Origin of the sequence: Jiangella alba (assembly GCF_900106035.1) — a bacterium.
GTDB classification, from domain to species: Bacteria; Actinomycetota; Actinomycetes; order Jiangellales; family Jiangellaceae; genus Jiangella; species Jiangella alba.
Map to the genome: position 1 here is coordinate 685317 of NZ_FNUC01000004.1, position 22426 is coordinate 707742.

Sequence of the window (22426 nt, forward strand, 5' to 3'; positions counted from 1 at the left end):
TCCCGGGTCTCGGCCGTAGCGAGCGGCGTCCAGGTGGATGCCTCGCAAGGTGCGAGGAAGGAGTCATAGCGGGGTTCTATGACGACTGACGAGAACGCCGCGAGGCGCCGCCTGGACGTCGCGCAGTAGGCCACGGACCCGGGAGACACCCCCTCGGACGCTCACGCCAGCAGGTCGCGCAGCGCGACCACGTCGCCGATCACGACGACGGCGGGCGGCTCGATCCCCTCGGCCGCGCAGCCGACGGTGTCGAGCGTCGCGACGACGACCCGCACCCCGCTGGACATCACCACGGCGACCGGCGTGCCCGGCCGCCGCCCGCCGGCGACGAGCCGGGCGGCGATACCGGACAGGTGCGTCACGCCCATCAGCACGACGATCGTGCCGGCGCCGGCCGCCAGCCGGTCCCAGTCGACGGTCGACTCCGGCGCGTCCGGGTGGGCGTGCCCGCTGACGATCGTCACCTCCTGCGTCACGCCGCGCTGCGTCACCGGGATGCCGGCCAGCGCGGGCACGGCGACGGCGCTCGTCACGCCGGGCACCACCTCGTACGGCACGCCGGCCGAGGCGCAGGCGAGCGTCTCCTCGCCGCCGCGGCCGAAGACGAAGGGGTCGCCGCCCTTGAGCCGGACGACGCGCAGCCCGCGGCGGGCGCGGTCGATCATCAGCGTCTCGATCTCGCGCTGGCCGCGCCGGTGCTTGTGCGGCTCCTTGCCGACGTCGACGATCTCGACGTCGGGGCACAGCGCGTCCAGCAGCGACCGCGGCGCCAGCCGGTCCACCAGCACGACGTCGGCCTGTTTGAGCAGGTCGAACCCGCGCAGCGTGAGCAGCCCCGGGTCGCCCGGACCGCCGCCGACGATCGCCACGTGGCCCGTCATGACGAGTACTTCGCCGCGCCCGACGCCTCGGGCTCGTAGGCCAGGCGGTAGCCGCGCTTCACCACGGTCTGGACGACCTTCGCCCCGACAGCGCCGCGCAGCCGGGTGACCGCCATCTCGACCGCGTGCTCGTCCGAACCGCCGCCGGGCAGGACGGCGAGCAGTTCGGCCCGCGACACGACGACGCCGGGACGGCGGGCCAGCTCGGCCAGCACGGCCATCGGCCCGGGCGGCAGCTCGCGCACCTCCCCGTCGACGACGACGGCGTGCCCGCGCAGCTGGACGGCGTGCCCGGCGGCCCGCAGCGTGCGGCAGCGGGCCGGCAACGACGCCACGATCTCGCGGACCAGCGCGCCCAGCCGCGAGCGGGCCGGCTGCACCGTCGCGATGCCCAGCCGCTCCAGCCGCGCCGCGGTCACCGGCCCGACGCACGCGGGCAGCACCGACGACCGCAGCGCGTCGAGCACCGCGGACGACAGCCCCATGGACGACGCCAGTGACAACAGGCTGGCCACCGCCGGCGCGCTGGTGAACACGACGCAGTCGACCTGCCGCGCCGCGACCGCCTCGACCAGCCGGCCCAGCGGCGCGACGTCGTCCGGCGGCACCCAGCGGTAGACCGGCACGGCGACGACGACGGCGCCGGCGGCGGTCAGCGCATCGGTGACGTCGGGCAGCGGTTCGCCGTGCAGCTGCACCGCGATGCGCCGGCCGGTCAGGTCCTGCGCGAGCAGGTGCTCCAGCACCTCGGCGGACGACTCGGACGGCGGCGCCCAGTCGTCGGTCAGCCCGGCCGCCCGCAGCGCGCCGCGTGCCTTCGGGCCGCGGGCCAGCAGCGTCGCCGAGCCGAGCCGGTCCAGCAGCCGTTCGCCCAGCCCCCAGCCGTCGGCCGCCTCCATCCAGCCGCGGAACCCGATCCCGGTGGTGGCGACGGCGATGTCGACCGGCTCGTCGACGCACCGCCGGGTCGCCGCCAGCAGCTCGGCGTCGTCGTCGAGCGGGACGATCCGGATCGCCGGCGCCTGCACGACCCGGGCGCCGCGCCGCTCCAGCAGCGCGCCCAGCTCCTCCCGCCGGCGCGCGGCCGTCAAGGCGACGGTGAACCCCGCCAGCGGCAGGTGCTCCGTCACGGCACCGCCACCTCGACGTCGCCGTCGCGCACCCGCACGTCGTACACCGGCACCGTGACGCCCGCCGAGTCCAGGCATTCCCCGGTGACCAGCGAGAACACCTGCTTGTGCAAGGGCGACGCGACGGTCGGCTCGGCGCCGCGCGACCCCACGATGCCGCGCGACAACACGTAGGCACCGCTGAACGGGTCGCGGTTGCCCACCGCGTGGACCTCGCCGGAGACACCGCGGAAGATCGCCACCTGCACGCCGCCGACCAGCGCCGCCACTCCGCGCTCGGGCAGCAGCCGGTCGAGGCGGCAGACGACGGTCCACAGCCGGACGTCGAGAACGGTCATCGGCGCACCACCTCCAGGGTCGGCCCCGCCACGACGGGACGGATCTGCCCGCGCTCCACCTCGAACCGGATGCTCGGGTCGGGTGCGTCGGGGGCGTTGACGAACGACACGAACCGGCCGAGCTTCTCCTCGTCGTCGAGGACCGCGGCCCACTCGTCGGCGTAGGAGCCGACGTGCGCCTGCATCGCGGCCTCCAGTTCGGCGCCGAGACCCAGGGAATCGGCGACGAGGACGCGGTGCAGGTAGGCCAGGCCGTCGCCGTGCTCGTCGGTGAGCGCCTCGATCCAGGCGGACGTGCGCTGCAGCCGGTCCGCCGTCCGCACGTAGAACATGAGGAAGCGGTCCACCAGCGCGACGAGCGCCTCGGCGGAGAGGTCGGACGCGAACAGCTCGGCGTGCCGCGGCCGGAACCCGCCGTTGCCGCCGACGTAGAGGTTCCAGCCGTGCTCCGACGCGATGATGCCGACGTCCTTGCTGCGCGCCTCGGCGCACTCGCGGGCGCACCCGGAGACGCCGGCCTTGATCTTGTGCGGCGCCCGCAGCCCGCGGTAGCGCAGCTCCAGCATGATCGCCAGCGACGTGGAGTCCTGCACGCCGTAGCGGCACCAGGCCGACCCGACGCACGACTTCACCGTCCGCAGCGCCTTGCCGTACGCGTGCCCGCTCTCGAACCCGGCGTCGACCAGCCGCCGCCAGATCGCCGGCAGCTGCTCCACGCGGGCGCCGAGCAGGTCGATGCGCTGCCCGCCGGTGATCTTGGAGTAGAGGCCGAAGTCGCGGGCCACCTCGCCGATCGCGATCAGCCCCTCCGGTGTCAGTTCGCCGCCCGGCACCCGGGGCACGACGGAGTAGGTGCCGTTGCGCTGCAGGTTGGCCAGGAAGTGGTCGTTGGTGTCCTGCAGCGCCGCCTGCTCACCGTCGAGGACGTGCCCGCTCCCGAGCGACGCCAGGATCGACGCGACCACCGGCTTGCAGATGTCGCAGCCGCGCCCGGTCCCGTGCCGGGCGACGATCCCGCTGAACGTCCGCAGCCCGGTGACCCGCACGAGGTCGAACAGCTCCGCCCGTCCCATCGCGAAGTGCTCGCACAGCGCCGGGTTCGCCTCGACGCCGGACTGCGTGAGCAGCGTCTTCAACAGCGGGACGCAGCTGCCGCAGACGGTGCCGGCCCGGGTGCACGCCTTCAGCGCTCCCACGTCCGCGCAGCCCTCGTCGTGGATCGCGGCGCGGATGGCGCCGGCCGACACGTTCTGGCACGAGCACACCTGAGCGTCGTCGCCGAGGTCGGACGTGGACGGCCCGGCCAGCAGCAGCTGCTCGGGGGTGTCGGCGAGCGGCTGCCCGACCATGGTCCGCAGCGCCGCGTAGGCCGACGCGTCGCCGACCAGCACGCCGCCGAGCAGCCGCGACGCGTCGTCGGTGACGACCAGCTTCTTGTAGACGCCGCCGACCGGGTCGGCGTACACGACCTCGAGCGCGTCCGGCGCCGCCGCGTGCGCGTCGCCGAAGCTGGCGACGTCGACGCCGAGCAGCTTGAGCTTCGTGGACGTGTCGGCCTCGGCGAACGCCGCGTCGCCGCCGAGCAGCCGGTCGGCCACCACCTCGGCCATCTCGTAGCCGGGCGCGACCAGCCCGTAGACGCGGCCGCCGGCCAGGGCGCACTCGCCGACGGCCCAGATCGCCGGGTCGGACGTCCGGCACCCCTCGTCGACGACGACGCCGCCGCGCTCCCCGACGGCGAGACCGGCGGACCGGGCCAGCTCGTCCCGCGGCCGGATCCCGGCGGAGAACACCACCACCCCGGTGTCCAGCGACGATCCGTCGGCGAAGGTCAGCCGCAGTCCGCCGTCGACGGCCGCGATCCGCTCGGTCGCGGTGTCCAGCCGCGCCGTCAGCCCGAGCGCCTCGACCCTGCGCCGCAGCACCTCGCCGCCGCCGCGGTCGATCTGCGCGGGCATCAGCCGCGGCGCGAACTCCACCACGCTGGTCGACAGCCCGAGCGAGAGCAGCGCGTTCGCCGCCTCCAGCCCGAGCAGGCCGCCACCCACGACCACGCCGGACGACACGGACGCCGCCCGCGTGCGGATCGCGTCCAGGTCGTCGATGGTCCGGTAGACGAAGCAGCCGTCCAGGTCCGCGCCCGGCACCGGCGGGACGAACGGCCGCGAGCCGGTGGCCAGCACCAGCGCGTCGTAGGCGAGCTCCCGGCCGGCCGACGTGCGCACCCGCCGGGCGTCGCGGTCGACCTCGACGACCGCCTCGCCCAGCACCAGCGCGCAGCCGTCGTCGTAGCAGCCGTCCGGGACCAGCCGCAGCTCCTCCTCGGTCGTCCCGGTGAGGTACGAGGTCAGCGCGACGCGGTCGTAGGCGGGCCGCGGCTCCTCGCCGAGGACGGTGATCCGCCACCGCTGCTGCGGGTCGCGCTGCCGGACCGCCTCGACCAGCCGCTGCCCGACCATGCCGTTGCCGACGACGACGAGGTGACGTGGTGTGCTCATGCGGGGACCTCCACGGTGGATCGGGACGCGAGCAGCGCGGCGACGTCGGCGCGGCAGCCGCCGCAGCCGGTGGTCGCGCGGGTGGTGGCGGCGACCTCGGCGACGGTGCCGGCGCCGGCCGCGCGGATCCGGCCGGCGGTGACGCCGTTGCAGCGGCAGATGGTCTGGTCGTCCGGCGCGTCCGCGGCGTCGGCGGAGGACGCGGCCACGCCGGGGAAGATCAGCGCCCGCCGGTCGGCCGGCGCCGGCGCCGCGCGGTCAAACAGCTGGGTGACGGCGCCGACGGTCTCCGGCCCGCCGAGCATGATCGCGCCGGTGACGCGGTCGTCGCGGATCACGACCTTCTGGTACGTCCCGCGGGCCGGGTCGGCGAACCGCAGCACCTCGACGCCGTCGGCGAAGTCGTCGACGTCGGTCTCGCCCATCGCGGCGAGGTCGACGCCGGCCGCCTTGAGCCGGGTGACGACGGCCGAGCCGCCGTAGCGCGCGGGCCCGCCGCTGAGCACGTCCGCCAGCACCGCGGCCTGCTCCCACGCCGGCGCCACCAGCCCGTACACCTGGCCGTCGTGCTGCGCGCACTCGCCGATGGCGTGGATCGCCGGGTCGGTCACCGAGGTCATGGTGTCGTCGACGACGACCGCCCGGCCGGTCTCGAGCCCCGCCGCGGCGGCCAGCGCACTGTTCGGACGCACGCCGCAGGCCACGACGACGAGGTCGGCCGGCAGCCGGGTGCCGTCCTCCAGCCGCAGGCCGCGCCCGCCGCCGCCCCAGCCGTCGGTGAACCGCACCGCTCCCGCGTTCAGCCGCACGTGCACCCCCAGCGAGCGCAGCGTCCGGGCCAGCACCCGGCCGGCGTCGAGGTCCAGCTGCCGCTCCATCGGCCGGTCCGCCGGGTGCACGACCTCGACGGCGATGCCACGACCGGCCAGCCCGCGGGCCGCCTCCAGGCCGAGCAGCCCGCCGCCGAGCACCACCGCGTGCCGCACCCGGTGCAGCCGCGCCAGCATCGCCCGGCAGTCGCCCAGCGTGCGGAACACGGCGACGTCGCGGTCCAGCTCGCCGTCGTCGCCGGTCAGCCCCTCGATCGGCGGCACCCACGGACGGCTGCCGGTGGCCAGCACGAGGTGGTCGTACGGGACGTGCTCACCGGCGGTGGTCAGGACCCGGCGGCGGCGACGGTCGATCGCGGCCACGGTGACGCCGGTGCGCAGCTCGACGTCTTCGGCGGCGTACCAGGCCGACGGCACCGTCTCGATCTCCGCCGGCGCCAGCGACCCGGCCAGCACCGACGACAGCAGCACCCGGTTGTACGCGGCTTCCGGCTCCGCACCCAGCACCGTCAGCTCGAACCGGCGGCCGGGGTCGCGGGTGCGCAGCTCCTGCACGAACCGGGCGCCGGCCATGCCGTGCCCGACGACGAGGACCCGGGTCACGCGACCACCCGCTCCAGCCGTACCGCGCACACCTTGAACTCCGGCATCCGCGACACCGGGTCCAGCGCGGGGTTCGTCACCCGGTTCACCGCCTGCTCGCCGCCCCAGTGGAACGGCATGAAGACGGTGTCGGGCCGGATGGTCGTGGTCAGCCGGACCCGCCCGACGGCGTCGCCGCGGCGGCTGACCACCCGGACGAGGTCGCCGTCGGCCAGCCCGGACCGGAGGGCCAGGTCGGGGTGGATCTCCACGTGCGGCTCGGCCGCCAGCGCCGCGATCCGGCGGGTCTGCGCACCACTCTGGTACTGCTGCAGGATCCGCCCGGTCGTGAGGTACACCGGGTGCTCCGCGTCGACGTCCTCGGCCGGCGGCCGGTGCTCGACGGCGACGAACCGGGCCCGGCCGTCCGGCGTCGGGAAGCCGTCCGCGAACAGCCGCGGCGTCCCCGGGTGCGCGACCGACGGGCACGGCCAGAACACGCCGCCCTCGGCGTCGATGCGGTCCCAGCCGATGCCGGCGTAGTCGGCGACGCCGCCCGCACTGGCCCGGCGCAACTCGTCGTAGACGGTCTCCGGGTCGTCGCTGAACCGGTCGCCGCGGCCCAGTCGCTCCGCGAGCGCGGCCAGCACGGACAGCTCGGTGCGCACCCCCGGCGGCGGCGCGACCGCCCGGCGACGGCGGATCACCCGGCCCTCGAGGTTGGTCATCGTGCCGTCCTCCTCGGCCCACTGCGTGACCGGCAGGACGACGTCGGCCAGCGCGGCGGTCTCGGACAGCACGACGTCGCTGACCACCAGCAGGTCGAGCGCGGCCAGCCGGTCCGCGACGAACCGGCCCCGCGGCGACGACACGGCGAGATTCGTGCCGTGCACCAGCAGCGCCCGCGGCCCGCCGTCCGTCCCGAGGCGCTCGATCAGCTCGTACGCCGACGGGCCCGGCCCGGGCAGGTCGTCCGGGTCGACGCCCCAGACGGCGGCGACGTGCGCGCGGGCGGCGGGATCGTCGATGCGCCGGTACCCGGGCAGCTGGTCCGCCTTCTGCCCGTGTTCGCGCCCGCCCTGACCGTTGCCCTGGCCGGTGATGCAGCCGAACCCGCTGGACGGCTTGCCGGGCAGGCCGAGCGCCAGCGTCAGGTTGATCAGCGCCGAGACGGTGTCGGTGCCCTTGCTCTGCTGCTCCGCGCCGCGGGCGGTGAGGACGACGGCGCCGCGGCCGCGCGCGCCCGCGGCCAGCTGCGCGACCGTCGCCCGCTGTGCCTGCACCGAGACTCCCGTGACCCGTTCCACCCGCTCCGGCCACCACTGCGCGGCCGCCCGCCAGGCCGCGTCGAAGCCGGTCGTGCGGTCGTGGATGTAGGCGCGGTCGGCGTGACCGTCGGCGACGGCGATGTGCAGCAGCCCGAGCGCCAGCGCGAGGTCGGTGCCGGGCAGCACCGGCAGGTGCAGCGTCGCCCGCTCGGCCGTGGCGGTGTGGCGCGGGTCGGCGACGATCAGTGCGCCGCCGCGGTCGACGACGGCGGCCAGGTGCCGCACGAACGGCGGCATCGTCTCGGCGACGTTGCCGCCGGCCAGCAGGACGGCGCCCGTCTCGGCGAGGTCGGGCAGCGGGAACGGCAGCCCGCGGTCGATGCCGAACGCCCGGTTCGACGCCGCCGCAGCCGACGACATGCAGTACCGGCCGTTGTAGTCGATGTTCTTCGTCCGCAGCGCGACCCTGGCGAACTTGCCCAGCTGGTAGGCTTTCTCGTTGGTCAGCCCGCCGCCGCCGAGGACGGCGACCGTGTCGCGGCCGTGGTCGCGCTGGGTCGCGGTCAGCCGGGCCGCCACCACGTCCAGCGCCTCGTCCCAGCTCGCCTCGCGAAACGACGCCGACCGGTCGACACGCAGCAGCGGCGTCGTCAGCCGGTGCGGCGACGAGAGCAGCTCGGCCGCCGTCCAGCCCTTCTGGCACAGGCCGCCGCGGTTGGTCGGGAAGTCGCGCGGGCCCACGGTAACGCGGCCGACGGCGTCCGCCGTCAGCGTCATCGCGCACTGCAGCGCGCAGTACGCGCAGTGGGTGGCCGTGGTGCCCATGCCCGCCACGATGTGAACCGGCCGTTTCCGGACCGGCTCCGTCACGTTACGCCCGCGATAAATGCCTCGCACTCGTCACCTCCGCCGGCCGTGATCAGATGTCGGAGCCGGCCAGTGCCGCACCCCGTCGCGCGTAGTTCCACCAGGTCAGGAGCGCACAGGTGACGTAGAAGCCGAGGAAGATCACGAACGCGGCCGCCACCGCGCCGGCCGGCACCCGGCCGTCGTTCACCAGGCCGAGCACACCGAACGTCGCGACGATGGCGAACCCGCCGAACGCGCCCACCGCCGACGACAGCCCGATGACGGCGGCCGCCTCCGTCCGGTCACGGAAGATCATCGGGATCATCCGGAACGTCGACCCGTTGCCGAGCCCGGTCGTCACGAACACCAGCAGGAACGCGCCGAGGAACAGCGGCCAGCTGCCGCCGTCGACCGCCACGATCACGACGACGGTGCCGGCGGCCATCGCCGCGAAGTTCCAGAACGTCACCCGCGCCCCACCCACCCGGTCGGACAGCCAGCCGCCGAACGGCCGCGCCACCGAACCGACCAGCGCGCCGAGGAACGCGTAGTTCGCCGCCGGCACCTCCGGGAACTGCAGCTGGATGAGCAGCGGGAACGCCGACGAGTAGCCGATGAACGAGCCGAACGTGCCGATGTAGAGCCACGACACGATCCAGGTGTGCCGGTGCCGGACGACCGTGATCTGCGAGCGGAACGTCGCCAGCGACACCGACAGGTTGTCCATGAAGAACCACGCGCAGACCGCCGCGACCAGCCCCAGCGCCGCCCACGCCCATCCCGCCCGGGCCAGGTCCACCCCGGCGGCGCTCGCGCCGACCAGCCCGAACAGCCCGCCGGCGCCGACGATCAGCGGCAGCCCGAGCTGGATCAGCGCGACGCCGATGTTCCCGCCGGCCGCGTTCAGGCCGAGCGCCAGTCCCTTCGACCGGTCCGGGTAGAAGAAGCTGATGTTCGTCATGCTGGACGCGAAGTTCCCGCCGCCGAACCCGGCCGTCGCCGCGATCAGCAGGAACGCCCAGTACGGCGTGCCCGGGTTGCCGACCGCCACCGCCAGCAGCACCGTCGGCACGAGCAGCAGCAGCCCGCTGACGACCGTCCAGTTCCGGCCGCCGAAGCGCGGGACCGCGAACGTGTACGGGATGCGCAGGACCGCGCCGACCAGGTTCGGGACCGCGACGAGGAAGAACATCTGGGCGGCGCTGAAGCCGAAGCCGTAGTGGGCGACCAGCAGCGCGGACGAGATGCTCCACAGCGTCCACACCGAGAACGCGACGTTCTCGGCGACGATGGAGACGACCAGGTTGCGCCGGGCGATGCCGCGGCCGGTGCGCTGCCAGAACGTCTCGTCCTCCGGCTCCCAGTGGTCGATCCACCGCCCGCCCCGTCGCACGGGAGGGGACGGCGCGGGCGGGGCGAGCGTTGGCGTCTGTGTCATGACGTCCTCCGGGTCGGGGGTCTGACTCCGACGCCGACGCTAGGAACGCGCCGTTACCGCGGTGTCGCCCGAGCAGCCCGCCCGTGTCAACGTCTCCTCACGCCGCCCCCACCGCGCCCGTGAGCCTCTGGTGCGGGCGGGCGCCGACGGCATACGTTGGTGGGATGGAGGACGACGGGAGTCGATCCGAGGCGGCCGGCCGGGCGGCCGCCATCGTCGGTGCGGGTCCGGCCGGGCTGTACGCCCTGGCGGCGCTGGTCCGCGAGGAACGGTTCGACCGCATCGACGTGTTCGAGGCCGCGCCCGCCCCGTACGGCCTGGTCCGTTACGGCGTCGCGCCTGACCATCCGAAGACCCGCAACATCTCGCGCGTGCTGGCCCGCGGCTTCGAGCACACCCGGGTGCGGTTCCTCGGCAACGTGAGCGTGGGCCGCGACATCACGGTCGACGAGCTGCGGGCCGGCTACGACGCCGTGGTGGTGTCCACCGGCATGCTCGGCGACCGCCGGCTCGGCATCCCGGGCGAGGACCTCCCCGGCTCGTACGGCGCGTCCGAGCTGGTCGCCTGGTACACCGGCCACCCCGAGGCGGGCGCCGTCTCGCTGCCACACGGTCTCACCAGTGCGACGGTCATCGGCGCCGGCAACGTCGCCCTCGACATCGCGCGCATCCTCGCCAAGGACGCGACGGCGCTGCGCGGCACCTCCATGCCGCGGCACGTCCTCGAGACGCTCGCCGCCAGCACCGTCACCGACATCCACCTCGTCGCCCGGCGCGGGCCGGCGCAGGCCAAGTTCACCTCGCCCGAGCTGCACGAGCTGGGCGCCCTCGACGCCGTCGATCTCGTCGTCGACCCCGCCGACCTCGTGCTCGGACCGGCCGACGAGGAGGCCGTGGCCCACGACCGGCACGCCAAGGTCACCGTCGACGTCTGCCGCGAGTGGTCCGAGCGCCCGGTCACCGGCGCGCCGCGCCGCATCCACCTGCACTACTGGCGGCGGCCGGCGCGCATCCTCGGCGACACCGCGGTCGCCGGCATCGAGCTCGAGCCCACCCGGCCCGGCGGCGCGCCGACGCTCACGCTGCCGACGCAACTGGTCGTGCGGGCCATCGGCTACCACGGCCGGCCGATCCCGGGGCTGCCGTTCGACGAGAGCAGCGGCACCATCCCGTCGCAGGACGGCCGGGTGCTCGACGACGGCGCGACGCTCGCCGGGGTCTACGTGACCGGCTGGCTGCGCCGCGGCCCCACCGGCGTCATCGCGACCAACCGCGGCGACGCCAACGAGGTCGCCGAGTCGGTGCTCGCCGACCTCGACACCCTGCCGGAGCGTCCGTCCGACCCCGACAGCGTCGACAAGCTGCTGGCCGAGCGCGGCGTCAGGGTCGTGACGTGGGCCGACTGGCTACGGCTCGAGGCGCACGAGAAGGCGACTGGCGACGCCGCGGGCGGTGACCCGATCGTGGTGCACGACCTCGCCACCGCCCTCGAGGTCATCGACGCCGCCGGCTGATCCCGCCGACGGCCAGCGCACCCGCGCCGAGCAGCACGACCGCGCCCCGGCCCGCGTCGGCGCCGGTGTCGGTGCCGCCCAGCTCGGTGCCGATCTCGGTGCCACCGGTGTCCGTCCCGCCGGTGTCGGTGCCACCCGTGTCGGTGCCGCCGGTGTCGGTGCCGGACTCGGTGCCGCCGGTGTCCGTCCCGCCGGTGTCGGTGCCGGACTCGGTGCCGCCGGTGTCCGTGCCGCCGGTGTCCGTGCCGCCCGTGTCGGTGCCGGACTCGGTGCCGCCGTCAGTACCGGGCGGCGGCTCTTCGCCACCCTCGTCGCTGCTCGGCGGCGGCTCCTCGGTCGGCGGCGGCTCCTCGGTCGGGGGCCGCCCGCCCTCGTTGCCGTTCTGGTTGCCGTTGTTGTCGTCCTCGTCCTCGTCGTCGTTGTCAGGACGGTTGGGACGGTTGTTGCTCGGCCGGTCCTCGTCGTCGTTGCCGTTGTCCTCGCGGATGTTCGCGGCGTCGGGGAAGTCCTCCTCGGGCAGCCCCTCGAGCGCGCCCTCCATGAACGCCGTCCAGGTGCGGCCGGGGAAGGCGCCGCCGCTGAAGTGGGACATGCCGCCGACGCCGTCGAGCGACTCGGTGCCGTCGCCGCGGAAGTACACGACCGACGCTGCCAGCTGCGGCGTGTAGCCGGCGAACCAGGCCGTCTTGTCGTCGTGGGTACCCGTCTTCGCGGCGACCGGGCGGTCGAGGTCCTGTGCGGCGTCGGCGGTGCCGTTGTCGACGGTCTCGGTGAGCGCGTAGGTGACGTCGTTGGTGACGTCCTCCTCGTACACCCGCTCCCCGGACGCCTGCAGCTCGTGGATGACGGCGCCGTCGCGGTCGACGATCTGCTGGACGGTGGTCGTGGTCGAGCGCAGGCCCTGGGCCGCGAGCGTGGCGTAGGAGTTGGCCATGTTCAGCGCCGACACGCCGCCGATGCCGATGGCGATGCGCGGGTTGAGGTTCGCGGACAACTGCTCGTCGTCGGGGAACCCGGCCCGGACCAGGGAGTCGGCCACCTTGTCGGCACCCATCTGCAGGGCGACGTCGACGAACGCGGTGTTGACGGAGCTCTCCATGGCGCGTTCGAGCGTGACGTTGCGGCCGTAGTCGCGGTTGCCCTGGTTGTTCACCGGCGGGCCGAGCTCGGGCGGGTCGAACGGCGAGTTGCCCCAGAAGCGGCTGCGCAGCGAGTAGCCGTTCTCCAGCGCCGCGGCCAGCACGAACGGCTTCACCGTGGACCCGGCCTGCGGGATGGCGTCGACGGCGTCGTTGTAGCTCTGCTCGACGGCGTCGGGCCCGCCGTACACCGCCACGACGGCGCCGTCGCCGGGCCGCACCGCCGCGAGGCCGATGCGCACGCCGTCGGCGTCCTCGGTGGGCCGCTCATCCTGGATCGCCTGGATGGCCGCCGACTGCGCCTGCGTGTTGAACGTGGACGTCACGCGCAGGCCGCCGGTCTCGATCTCCTGCTCGTCGTAGCCCATCGCGACCAGCTCGTTGCGGACCATCATCAGCAGGTAGCCGTTGGGCCCGCCGTACCGGTTGACCTGCTGCTCGGGCAGGATCTCCGGCGGCACGGTGGCGTCGGCGGTGGCTTGGTCGACGGCGCCGGTCGTGACCATGCCGTCGAGGACGTACTGGAACCGCTGCGCGAACCGCTCGGCGTTCTCGGGGCCGAGCGTGGGGTCGTAGCGGGTCGGCGAGCGCAGGATGGCGGCCAGCGCGGCGCTCTGCGCGAGGTCGAGGTCGGCGACGTCGACGCCGAAGTACGACCGCGAGGCCGTCTGCACGCCGTACGTGCCGCGGCCGAACCAGATGGTGTTGAGGTAGTCGCCCAGGATCTGGTCCTTGTCGACGTCCTGGTCGATCTTCACCGAGATGACCAGCTCGCGCAGCTTCCGCGTGTAGGAGCGGTCCTGGGTGAGGTAGTAGTTCTTGACGTACTGCTGCGTGATGGTCGAGCCGCCACCGGCGCTGGACGAGCCGGTCAGCGCGTCCCAGCCGGCCCGGGCCATGCCGGTGATCGAGAACCCGGAGTTCTCGTAGAAGCTGCGGTCCTCGGCCGCCACGACGGCCTGCTGGAGGGTCTCGGGGATCTCCTCGATGCCGACGATCTCACGGTTCTCGGCGCTGAACCGGCCCAGCTCGGTCTGGCCGTCGTCCCAGTAGACGATGGTCGACTCGGAGGTGGAGAAGTCGTTCGGCTCGGGCACGTCGATCATCGCGAACGCGATGCCGATGGCACCCGCGAACAGCAGGAACAGGCCGAGCACGGTGAAGCCGAACACCTTCCAGTTGAAGATGCGGCGCCAGCCGGTCCGCTTCTTGCGGCCGGCTCGATAACGCGGACCGCCCCGGTCGGGGCGGTCGGAGGGGTCGGCGGATTCGGTGTGATCGGGTTCGGGTTCCGTGCTCATGACGTCTTCGATGGTACGTTGCGCGGTTTGGGTGGCTCGTGCCATTGGGAAGACGGCTGGGACCGCTGTGGAGTTCCGGGCCGCCGGGCGACGCCGATCACACCACCCGGCGCCGCTGCGGCCCGCCCGGGGACGGGCACGGCGCAGCGACGTTCTCCGCCACCCCCGCGAGCGGAGACCACGTCTCGCCGCGCCCTGCCCGCCGACCCGGTATACCCGGTTCGTACCGGAATCGAAACCGAGGCCGGGGTCACATCACTGCGCGTGACCGTGCGCCTTCGCACCGAGCCGGCGCATCGTCTCGGCGACGACGTCGTCCGGCCGGCCCTCGGCCGCGACCCGCACGCCGTCCTCGTCCGGCTCCAGCGGTTCCAGCGTGTCGAGCTGCGACTGCAGCAGGCTCGGCGGCATGAAGTGGCCCTTTCGCCGCCGCATGCGCTCGGCGAGCCGGTCCGGGTCGACGTCGAGGTGGACGAACGTGACCCCGCCGGCCGCCTCGCGGAGCACGTCGCGGTAGACCCGGCGCAGCGCGGAACAGGTGACGACGGCGGCGTGACCCTGCCGCGCCTCGTTCGTCAGCCAGTCACGCACAGTGGCGAGCCACGGCGCGCGGTCCTCGTCGGTGAGCGGCGTGCCGGCCGCCATCTTGGCGACGTTGGCCGCCGGGTGCAGGTCGTCGGCCTCGGCGAACGGCCGGCCGAGCGCGTCGGCCAGCCGGGTCGCGACGGTCGTCTTGCCGGAGCCGGACACACCCATGACGACGATGTGGGGCGGGAGGGTCACGCGGATCAGCGTGGCACGGTCTGGCCGGCGACGGGAGCGGCGTCCAGACTGGGGACATGACCGATTCCGCGCCGGTGCGCGAACTCCGCCTCGTCGTCACCGTCCCCGATCACGACGCCGCCGTCCGCTTCTACCGCGACGTGCTGGGCCTGCCCGAGCTCGCCGACTTCTCCTCCCCCGACGGCCGGGTCATCCTGCTGGGCGCCGGCCGGGCCACCCTCGAGATCGTCGACCAGTCCCAGGCCGAGTTCATCGACCGCGTCGAGGTCGGCCAACGGGTGGCCGGGCCGATCCGCGTCGCCCTGGAGGTCGACGACTCGGCCGCCACCACCCGGCACCTCGCCGACGCCGGCGCGACGGTCCTCGCCGAGCCGACCCGAACCCCGTGGGACTCCCTCAACTCCCGCCTCGACGCCCCCGGCGGCCTGCAGCTCACTCTCTTCACCGAACTCGGCGACTGACGGGCGCCGTTTCTCAGACCCTGCCAGGATCATCAACCTTTTGAGCTGCCATGACGACCCAAAAGGAGGATGACTCGCGGTCACCACAGGCGACGGTTCCTCGGCCCAGCCTGCGACCAGACTGGACCGCGCCGGGGCGAGCCATCACCGTGGCGACCGCACAACTTCGCCGGTGCGGGCCAGATCGCCTGGATCAGGTATGAGTCATCAGACAGCAGCTCACCTCGAGCGCCCAGCGCCCGCCAAGGCACAGGTCGGCCACTCCCGACGCAGCCCACGGCGCAAGCACACCGCCCACCGGCACACGAGCCGCCACCACACGTCGCCCCGCGCTCCGGCCGCCACCGCACTGGCCGTCAGCGAGCGGACATGGTCGGTGCCCGCCCGCAGGGTGGGAAGCCCTCCCAGCCGGGCGGGGACCGTACCCGGCCGAACGCGCAGGTCGCCACCGTGCCGCCGCCCGCCCGAAGGCCAACGCGGACGTCGCCCAGCGTCGGCCGACCGCCCGCAGCCGGGCCAGGCCTTCCGCCGTCACCCCGCCGCCGGGCGGAGCAAGCATCGACCAGCCGCGGTCAGTCCTCCGCCGCCGCCTTGGAGCGGGCGTAGTGCCGCCGCGCCTTCGCGCGGTTGCCGCAGATCTCCATCGAGTGCCACTTCCGGGCGTTCGCGCGGCTGTGGTCGACGAGGAAGTGCTGGCAGTCGTGGGCCGCGCACGGCCGGATGCGCGACCCGTCCGGACCCTGTAGCGCCGCCCACTCCTCGATGGCGCGCGCGCCCACCTGCCGGCCGGCGGGGACGTCGTCCTGCCAGCTGAGGCCGTCGGGGGTGAGCAGGGCGCTTCGCCGCATGACGCCGACCCACGGGGCCAGCGTCTCCAGCGGTGCCTCGCCGCGGATGACCGCGGCCAGGACGGACCGCACCTCGCGGGCGTCGGCGATCTCGGCCCGCGTGCCCTGGGCACCTCGCGACCGCAGCCACTCGCGGGCCGCGGCGTCCGAACCCAGCTCGTCGCGCGGACCGTCGGGATAGACGATGCGCGAGTTCACCAGGTCGAGCAGCAACTCCGTCATGCGACCCATTCTAACCCCATCGACGCCCTTGACAGGTTGGGAATAGCCATGCTTCGATCCATCTTGTAACCCCCACAAGTTTCCGAACCAGTTAGAAGGAGTCCACGTCATGCCGTACATCACCGTCGGAACCGAGAACTCGGCGAACATCGACCTGTACTACGAGGACCACGGCACCGGGCAGCCGGTCGTGCTGATCCACGGCTACCCGCTCGACGGGCACTCCTGGGAGAAGCAGTCGGCCGCCCTGCTGGACGCCGGCTACCGCGTCATCAGCTACGACCGCCGCGGCTTCGGCCGGTCCAGCCAGCCGACCACCGGGTACGACTACGACACCTTCGCCGCCGACCTCAAGACCGTCCTCGACACCCTCGACCTGCGCGACGTCGTGCTCGTCGGGTTCTCGATGGGCACCGGCGAGGTGGGCCGCTACCTGGGCACGTACGGCAGCGAGCGGGTCGCCAAGGCCGCCTTCCTCGCGTCGCTCGAGCCGTTCCTGCTGCAGACCGACGACAACCCGACCGGCGTGCCGGCCGACGTGTTCGCCGGCATCGAGCAGGCGGCGAGGTCCGACCGCTACGCCTGGTTCGACCAGTTCTACAGCGACTTCTACAACCTCGACGAGAACCTCGGCAGCCGCATCGGCGAGGCCGCCGTCCGGGCCAGCTGGAACGTCGCCGCCGGAGCCTCCTGGTACGCCTCCTTCGCCGTGGTGCAGAGCTGGCTGACCGACTTCCGGGCGGACATCGAGAAGGTCGACGTCCCGGCACTGATCCTGCACGGGACGGCCGACCGGATCCTGCCGATCGACGCGACCGCCCGCGAGTTCGCGAAGCGGCTCCCGGACGCCGACTACGTCGAGGTCGAGGGCGCGCCGCACGGCCTGCTCTGGACTCACGCCGACGAGGTCAACGAGGCGCTGCTCGCCTTCCTGCGCAAGTAGTCCGCCGGACGAGGGGCGGCGGGGCCACGGCCCGGCCGCCCCTCGGCGCGTCCGGGCTCCGTAGGGTCACGGCATGAGGCTGGCGTGGGTCGCGGGCGCACTGGGCGCCGTGCTGCTCTGGGGCGAGTACGAGCACTGGCGGGCGTCGCACCGTCGCCTCGGCGATGCACCGGCGGCCGGCGGCAGCGAGGCCGTCGTCGTCCTCGGGTATCGCGATCGAGGCCCGCGGGCGAACGTGATGAACCGCTGGCGGGTGCGGGCCGGGCTGCGCTCGCAGCGGCCCGACCTCGGCCCGTCCCGTCTGGTCGTCTGCGGCGGCAGTACGGCCGGGCCGGTCGCCGAGGCGACGCTGATGGCGCGGTACGCGCGGGCCGGACGCGGCTACGACGGCGACCTGCTGCTCGAGCCCGGCAGCCGCACCACCTGGGAGAACATCACCAACGCCGCACCGCTGCTGGCCGGCGCGGACCGCATCAAGATCGTGTCGCACCCGCTGCACGCCGAGAAGGGCCGCGAGTACCTCCACCGCGCCCACCCCGAGCTGGCCAGCCGCCTGGTTCGCGGCGCGGAGTACCGGTTCGGCGAGTGGATCCTGCTCAAGCCGGCCCTGGCCGCATACGGGCGACGCCGGCTGCGCCGCCTGCGATGAGTTCCCGCCACCACCGCGGTCTACCCCGACAGACCGACGAGGAGGAACGGGCATGAGCGCACGGGTGCTGATGGACGGGATCGCGTTCGGCGAGTCGCCGCGCTGGCACGACGGCCGGCTGTGGTTCTCCGACTGGGGCGCGCACCAGGTCGTCGCGGTCGACGACGACGGGCGGCACGAGGTGGTGGCGACGGTCGAGTCGTTCCCGATGTGCATCGACTTCCTGCCCGACGGCCGGCTGCTGGTGGTCGACTCCGCGCAGCGCAGGCTGCTGCGGCGCGAGCCCGACGGGTCGATGGTCGCGCACGCGGACCTCGGCGAGTTCTCCGAGCACCCGTGGAACGACATCGTGGTGACGGCCGGCGGCGACGCCTACGTCAACGGCATCGGGTTCGACTTCCCGGCCGGCGAGTTCGCGCCCGGCCTCGTCGTCCGCGTCACCCCTGACGGCCGGGTCGACCACGTCGCCGGCGGCCTCGCGTTCCCCAACGGCATGGCCGTCACCGCCGACGGCGCCACGCTGATCGTCGCGGAGTCGTACGCGAACCGGCTCACCGCGTTCCCCATCGAGGACGACGGCACGCTCGGCGAGCGTCGCGTCTGGGCCGACACCCCCGGCGACCACCCCGACGGCATCTGCGTCGACGCCGACGGAGCGGTCTGGTACGCCGACGTCGGCCACCAGCACTGCGTCCGGGTCCGCGAGGGCGGCGACGTGCTGGCCACCGTCGACTTCGGCCGCGGCGCCTTCGCCTGCGCCCTCAGCCGCGGCCCCGACCCGCGGCTGTACGTCGTCGGCCAGGACTTCACCGACCCGCCGTCGCCCGAGCCCACCGGCCGGCTGGTCGCCTATCCGGCGCCGGCGCCTGGAGCCGGCCGGCCCTGACCGCGCCGCGGCCGAGCACGAGCCGCCAGGCGATCGCCAGCAGGACGACGGTGACGCCGAGGAGGATCGCGGTCTCGATGAGCTGGAACTGCCAGAACCTGTCGTCCGGCTGGTACCGGACCGACGGGAATCCCTCGCCGGGGCCCATGGTGATGCCGTCGATGGGCCAGCCGTGCGCGATCACGCCGGGGTCGTCCGACGTCAGTGGCTCGCGATAGCGGGGACGGAGCCCGAACTCGATCGGCAGCCGCAGCGCGAGGTAGACGGGGATGACGACAGCCGCCGCCACGAGGACGCGACGGAAGACCGCTCCGGCCAGGACACCGATCGCCACGCCCAGCAGCACGTAGCCGGGGAACACCAGCACGGCGTGGTTGAACTTCCCGCTCGAGAACCGCTGGATGTCCACGGGTTCGAACCACCAGCTCAGGCCGGCGGCGAACAGCACCGAGGCGATCAAGACGACGCCGAGCACCACGACGAGCTGGGTGGCCAGCCAGCGGGTCCGGGTCACGCCCTGGGTCCAGGCCAGCTGCCACGTGCCCTGCTCGAACTCGCGGGCCAGCAGCGGAGCCCCGATCAGCATGCCCGCGACCATCGGCAGGAACGGCAGCCAGGAGGTGAACTGCTGCGGCAGGCCCACGTACTGCTGGTCGAAGGCCATCACCTCGTCGATGCAGGCCTGATCGGTACCGGAGAGGAAGACCAGCTGACACTCCCGCAGACCCAGGCGCTCGTAGGCGTCGTGCATCGCCATGCCGTGCGTGAGCAGCAGGACGCCGAGGCCCACCAGCAGGATCGCCGCTCCGAGGAACTCTCCGCGGTGTTGACGCCAGGCCACCCAGATCATGCGCTCAGCTCCATCTCGCTCGGGACGGGCCGGGGTTCCCGGGCGCGTCGCAGATACGCGAGGACGAGCTCCTCGAGCCCGACGGGCCTGGCCTGCCACCCGGGCATCGGCTCGGCGGGCCCGATCCTGGCGACCACGTGGGCGTGCCGATCGGCCTGGTCCACGTGGATCACGCCCGGGCCGCCGGGCAGCGCCGCGCCCGGGCCGGTGAGCACGCGGTGATCGCCGAGCAGGGAGTCGACGTCGCCGGCGAGCTGGACACTGCCGTTCGCGACCACCACCAGGTGGTCGCAGACGCGCTCCAACTCGGCGACGTTGTGGGACGAGAGCAGCACCGTGAGACCGTCGCCGGCCACAGCGCCCATCAGGATCTGCAGGAACTCGCGCCGGGCGAGCGGGTCGAGACTGGCCACCGGCTCGTCGAGGATCAGCAGCCGGGGGCGTTTGGCGAGGGCCAGAGCGAGGGCGACCTGGGCCTGCTGGCCGCCGGAGAGCCGGCCGGTGCGCTGCCGCGGCGAGATGCCGAGCTCGGCGATGCGCCGCTCGGCGAAGTCCTGGTCCCAGGTCCGGTTGAGGGAACGACCCAGGTGCAGCAGCTCGGACACCCGGAATCTCCGGTAGACGGGATGGTCCTGGGCCACGAACCCCAGCTGCGCCAAGGCCTGTGGCGACTGGGCCGGCGCCAGGTCGCCGAAGAGCGAGACCGACCCGGCCGACGGCCGCTGCAGCCCCGCGACCAGTCGCAACAGCGTGGTCTTCCCCGCGCCGTTCGGCCCGACCAGCGCGATCACGGCGCCCGTCGGCACCTCGAGGTCACAGTCCCGGAGCGCCCAGGTCGACCGGTACCGCTTGCCCAGGCCCCGGGTGACGAGCGCCGCGCTCATGCCGCACCCTCCTCGGTCAGCTCGCGCCGCACGACGGCCAGCAGCGCCCCGACCGCTTGCTCGTCGAGTCCTGCGGCCTGGGCCTCGCGCAGCCACTGCTCCAGGCCTCGGCGCAGCTTCGCGTACTGCGCCGGCGGCACCGTGACGTCGGGAGCGCGCGCGACGAACGTCCCCACGCCAGGCCTGGGATCGACCAGGCCCTCGTGCTCGAGCTGGCGATAGGCCTTCGACACCGTGTTGGGGTTGATCGCGAGCTGCTCGACCGCCTCTCTGATCAGCGGCAGCCGGTCGCCCTCCCTGAGATAGCCCACCATGACCGCCTGCCGCACCTGATGGACCAGCTGCAAGTACGGCGGCACCCCGGAGGTGCTGTCGAGCTGGAATACGAACACGAGCCCGCCTCCCCTGCTTTCCTATGAAACTAGTAAAGCAGGGGAGGCGGACCGTCGTCAACGATCACTGCGTCAGGCGGCGCGTTCGAAGCCCAGATGGACGTGGTCGCGGTGCAGGTCGTCGGCGAAGTGGTTGCCGCCAGGGCCGTCCGGGTCGACCGGGCCGCCGATCTCGTCGCTGCCGGTGGCCCGTACCGCCGCCAGGAAGTCGAGCAGGAACGGCTCGTCCTTCGCCATCGACACCACCGGCCGGTCGTCGACGGCCCAGATGTCGACGGCGCGGCCGCGGGTGTGGTTGCTGGTGCGGCCGGTGCCGAAGACGTTCTCCGGGTGGCCGGCCCGGAACACCGAGACCGCCAGCCGGTACGTCCCGGCCAGCTCCAGCAGCGCGGCGACCACCCGCGCGTCGACGGCACCGGCGGCGAGGTCGGCGACGGCGGCCTCCGGCAGCTGGACACGACCGGCCAGGTCCGCGGCCGGGCCGGTCAGGGCGGCGGCCGCGTCCGGGGCCGGCGCGACGGGGCGCAGCTCGGCCACCGTCCACGCGCGGCCGGAGCGCCGCAGCCGGACGTCCGCCGTCACGACCCGCTCCCGCAGCGTCGTGCCGTCGGCCCAGGTCTGCCGGACGACCGCCATGATGCTCGCGGTGCTGCTCTCCAGCCCGCCGAACTGCGGGTAGACGACGTGCGCGACGGCGGGCGCGGCGGGCGGCAGCAGCGGGCCGGCGGTCGCGGCGAGCGCGGGATCGGCGCCCGCTGCGGTCAGGCGGCCGGCCGCGGGGGTGACGGCGACACCGCCGGGCACGGTGCCGAGCGCCTCCAGCACCCGCGCCGCCGCCACCTTGACCTCCGGCGAGATCTCCGCGGCGCCCGGCTGCCAGGGGACGGACGCCGGCAGGACGGGCACCGCCGGGCCCTCCGGCTGTTTGCGGACCGGCCGCGGCAGCGACCGCCCGGCCCGCGGCGGCGACGGCTCGTCCGTCCCGCAGGCCGCCGCGACGACGCCGGCCGCCGCGACGAGGAAGCCGCGGCGCCCGACGCTGCGACCGGTCATCGAGCCCGCACGAGCCGCGGGTCGATCCGGTACGTGTGCACCCCGTCGCCGTCGCGGTCGACGTGGTCGCCGACGCGCCGCCAGCCGGACCGCTCGTAGAACCCGGCCGCGCCGCGGGCGCCCGCCTTCGTCACCAGCTCGACGCGCTCGACACCGGCCGCCGCGACGGTCGAGAGGAACGTGTCGGCCAGCTCCGTGCCGATGGACCGGCCCCGGTGCTCGGGCGCGACGACGATCGCCTCGAGCACGGCGATCGCGCCGAAGCCCGCCTCCGGGACGGGACCCGCCCCGGCCACCCGGGCCGGCGCCGCACCCCGTCCCAGCAGCCGCTGCGCGTACCGCGGCCCGCGCGACCGGACGAACCCCGCGGCCAGCACCGGCCGGGCGAGCAGCGCCCGCAGCCCGGCCAGCGCCAGCTCACGGCGGCGGTGGCCGATGATCCAGGCGACGTTGGCCGGCCGGTCGGTGCTGCCGAGCGTGAACCCCACGACCTCGCCGGCCCGCACCGCGACCAGCACGACGCCGTACGGGGAGTCCAGGTGCGCGCGGTGCCAGCGCCGGACGAAGCCGTCGCCGAGCCGCGGGAACAGGCCGTGCGGCAACTCCGTCACGTGCAGCTCGGCGGTGGCCCGCAGCTCGTCCTCGCCGGCCGGCCGGATCTCGATCTGGTCGTCACCGCTCATCGTC

General features: G+C 74.0%; 20 protein-coding genes. 5 read left to right on the forward strand and 15 right to left on the reverse strand.

The features are described from left to right. Positions 1 to 161: 161 nt before the first annotated feature. From cobA to BLV02_RS20995, 7 genes are all read right to left on the reverse strand, one after another. Positions 162 to 881 (reverse strand): uroporphyrinogen-III C-methyltransferase, encoded by a 720-nt coding sequence (cobA, locus tag BLV02_RS20965; RefSeq protein WP_069109979.1) that lies wholly within the window; start codon positions 879 to 881, stop codon positions 162 to 164. Then, a complete protein-coding gene (locus BLV02_RS20970; protein WP_069109980.1) occupies positions 878 to 2011 on the reverse strand; it encodes a uroporphyrinogen-III synthase in 1134 nt (377 codons plus the stop codon). The genes cobA and BLV02_RS20970 overlap by 4 nt, the downstream gene beginning before the upstream one ends. Next, the gene (gene nirD / locus BLV02_RS20975; protein WP_069109981.1) at positions 2008 to 2349 is read right to left on the reverse strand and encodes a nitrite reductase small subunit NirD; all 342 of its coding nucleotides are present in this window, start codon (positions 2347 to 2349) and stop codon (positions 2008 to 2010) included. The genes BLV02_RS20970 and nirD overlap by 4 nt, the downstream gene beginning before the upstream one ends. Continuing rightward, positions 2346 to 4847: a nitrite reductase large subunit NirB gene (gene nirB, locus BLV02_RS20980; RefSeq protein WP_069109982.1), complete on the reverse strand. Its 2502-nt coding sequence runs from the start codon at positions 4845 to 4847 to the stop codon at positions 2346 to 2348. Before nirB ends, nirD begins: the two co-directional genes overlap by 4 nt. Continuing rightward, on the reverse strand, positions 4844 to 6280 hold the full coding sequence (locus BLV02_RS20985; protein ID WP_074946565.1) for an FAD-dependent oxidoreductase: 1437 nt from the start codon (positions 6278 to 6280) through the stop codon (positions 4844 to 4846). Before BLV02_RS20985 ends, nirB begins: the two co-directional genes overlap by 4 nt. Beyond that, the gene (locus tag BLV02_RS20990; RefSeq protein ID WP_069110266.1) at positions 6277 to 8352 is read right to left on the reverse strand and encodes a molybdopterin oxidoreductase family protein; all 2076 of its coding nucleotides are present in this window, start codon (positions 8350 to 8352) and stop codon (positions 6277 to 6279) included. Before BLV02_RS20990 ends, BLV02_RS20985 begins: the two co-directional genes overlap by 4 nt. Before the next feature lie 94 nt (positions 8353 to 8446). After that, positions 8447 to 9814 carry an MFS transporter gene (locus BLV02_RS20995; RefSeq protein ID WP_069109983.1) on the reverse strand — a complete coding sequence of 456 codons (1368 nt, stop codon included), beginning with the start codon at positions 9812 to 9814 and terminating at the stop codon, positions 8447 to 8449. Between the two features lie 164 nt (positions 9815 to 9978). On the opposite strand from BLV02_RS20995, the gene BLV02_RS21000 reads away from it, so the two are divergent. Further along, entirely contained in the window at positions 9979 to 11328 is a 1350-nt protein-coding gene (locus BLV02_RS21000; RefSeq protein WP_069109984.1) for an FAD-dependent oxidoreductase, read from the forward strand. On the opposite strand, the gene BLV02_RS21005 is transcribed toward BLV02_RS21000, so the two are convergent. Beyond that, the gene (locus BLV02_RS21005; RefSeq protein WP_069109985.1) at positions 11309 to 13768 is read right to left on the reverse strand and encodes a transglycosylase domain-containing protein; all 2460 of its coding nucleotides are present in this window, start codon (positions 13766 to 13768) and stop codon (positions 11309 to 11311) included. The genes BLV02_RS21000 and BLV02_RS21005 overlap by 20 nt on opposite strands. A gap of 255 nt (positions 13769 to 14023) precedes the next feature. Continuing rightward, on the reverse strand, positions 14024 to 14524 hold the full coding sequence (locus tag BLV02_RS21010) for a gluconokinase, GntK/IdnK-type (RefSeq protein WP_069110267.1): 501 nt from the start codon (positions 14522 to 14524) through the stop codon (positions 14024 to 14026). 83 nt (positions 14525 to 14607) lie between these two features. Between BLV02_RS21010 and BLV02_RS21015 the strand changes: the two genes are divergently transcribed. Next, on the forward strand, positions 14608 to 15012 hold the full coding sequence (locus tag BLV02_RS21015; RefSeq protein ID WP_069109986.1) for a VOC family protein: 405 nt from the start codon (positions 14608 to 14610) through the stop codon (positions 15010 to 15012). A 572-nt stretch (positions 15013 to 15584) separates the two neighbouring features. Here the strand turns inward: BLV02_RS21015 and BLV02_RS21020 are convergent. After that, positions 15585 to 16082, reverse strand: a complete 498-nt coding sequence (locus tag BLV02_RS21020; RefSeq protein WP_069109987.1) for a CGNR zinc finger domain-containing protein — start codon at positions 16080 to 16082, stop codon at positions 15585 to 15587. Between the two features lie 109 nt (positions 16083 to 16191). Between BLV02_RS21020 and BLV02_RS21025 the strand changes: the two genes are divergently transcribed. The 3 genes from BLV02_RS21025 (at position 16192) to BLV02_RS21035 (ending at position 18560) form a co-directional block, all read left to right on the forward strand. Further along, positions 16192 to 17025, forward strand: a complete 834-nt coding sequence (locus BLV02_RS21025; RefSeq protein ID WP_069109988.1) for an alpha/beta fold hydrolase — start codon at positions 16192 to 16194, stop codon at positions 17023 to 17025. A gap of 73 nt (positions 17026 to 17098) precedes the next feature. Next, entirely contained in the window at positions 17099 to 17674 is a 576-nt protein-coding gene (locus BLV02_RS21030; protein WP_069109989.1) for a YdcF family protein, read from the forward strand. Positions 17675 to 17726: 52 nt separating this feature from the next. Next, positions 17727 to 18560 carry an SMP-30/gluconolactonase/LRE family protein gene (locus BLV02_RS21035; protein ID WP_069109990.1) on the forward strand — a complete coding sequence of 278 codons (834 nt, stop codon included), beginning with the start codon at positions 17727 to 17729 and terminating at the stop codon, positions 18558 to 18560. On the opposite strand, the gene BLV02_RS21040 is transcribed toward BLV02_RS21035, so the two are convergent. The 5 genes from BLV02_RS21040 to BLV02_RS21060 all read right to left on the reverse strand — a co-directional run bounded on the left by BLV02_RS21040 (position 18481) and on the right by BLV02_RS21060 (position 22422). Continuing rightward, the gene (locus BLV02_RS21040; protein ID WP_069109991.1) at positions 18481 to 19410 is read right to left on the reverse strand and encodes an ABC transporter permease; all 930 of its coding nucleotides are present in this window, start codon (positions 19408 to 19410) and stop codon (positions 18481 to 18483) included. The genes BLV02_RS21035 and BLV02_RS21040 overlap by 80 nt on opposite strands. Continuing rightward, complete coding sequence (locus BLV02_RS21045) at positions 19407 to 20294, reverse strand: ABC transporter ATP-binding protein (protein WP_069109992.1); 888 nt, start codon at positions 20292 to 20294, stop codon at positions 19407 to 19409. Before BLV02_RS21045 ends, BLV02_RS21040 begins: the two co-directional genes overlap by 4 nt. Beyond that, positions 20291 to 20686: a GntR family transcriptional regulator gene (locus tag BLV02_RS21050; protein WP_069109993.1), complete on the reverse strand. Its 396-nt coding sequence runs from the start codon at positions 20684 to 20686 to the stop codon at positions 20291 to 20293. Before BLV02_RS21050 ends, BLV02_RS21045 begins: the two co-directional genes overlap by 4 nt. A gap of 72 nt (positions 20687 to 20758) precedes the next feature. Next, a complete protein-coding gene (locus tag BLV02_RS21055) occupies positions 20759 to 21739 on the reverse strand; it encodes a hypothetical protein (protein ID WP_074946567.1) in 981 nt (326 codons plus the stop codon). Beyond that, positions 21736 to 22422, reverse strand: coding sequence for a GNAT family N-acetyltransferase (locus BLV02_RS21060; RefSeq protein ID WP_069110269.1), 687 nt, complete (start codon positions 22420 to 22422; stop codon positions 21736 to 21738). The genes BLV02_RS21055 and BLV02_RS21060 overlap by 4 nt, the downstream gene beginning before the upstream one ends. Between the last annotated feature and the right edge of the window lie 4 nt (positions 22423 to 22426).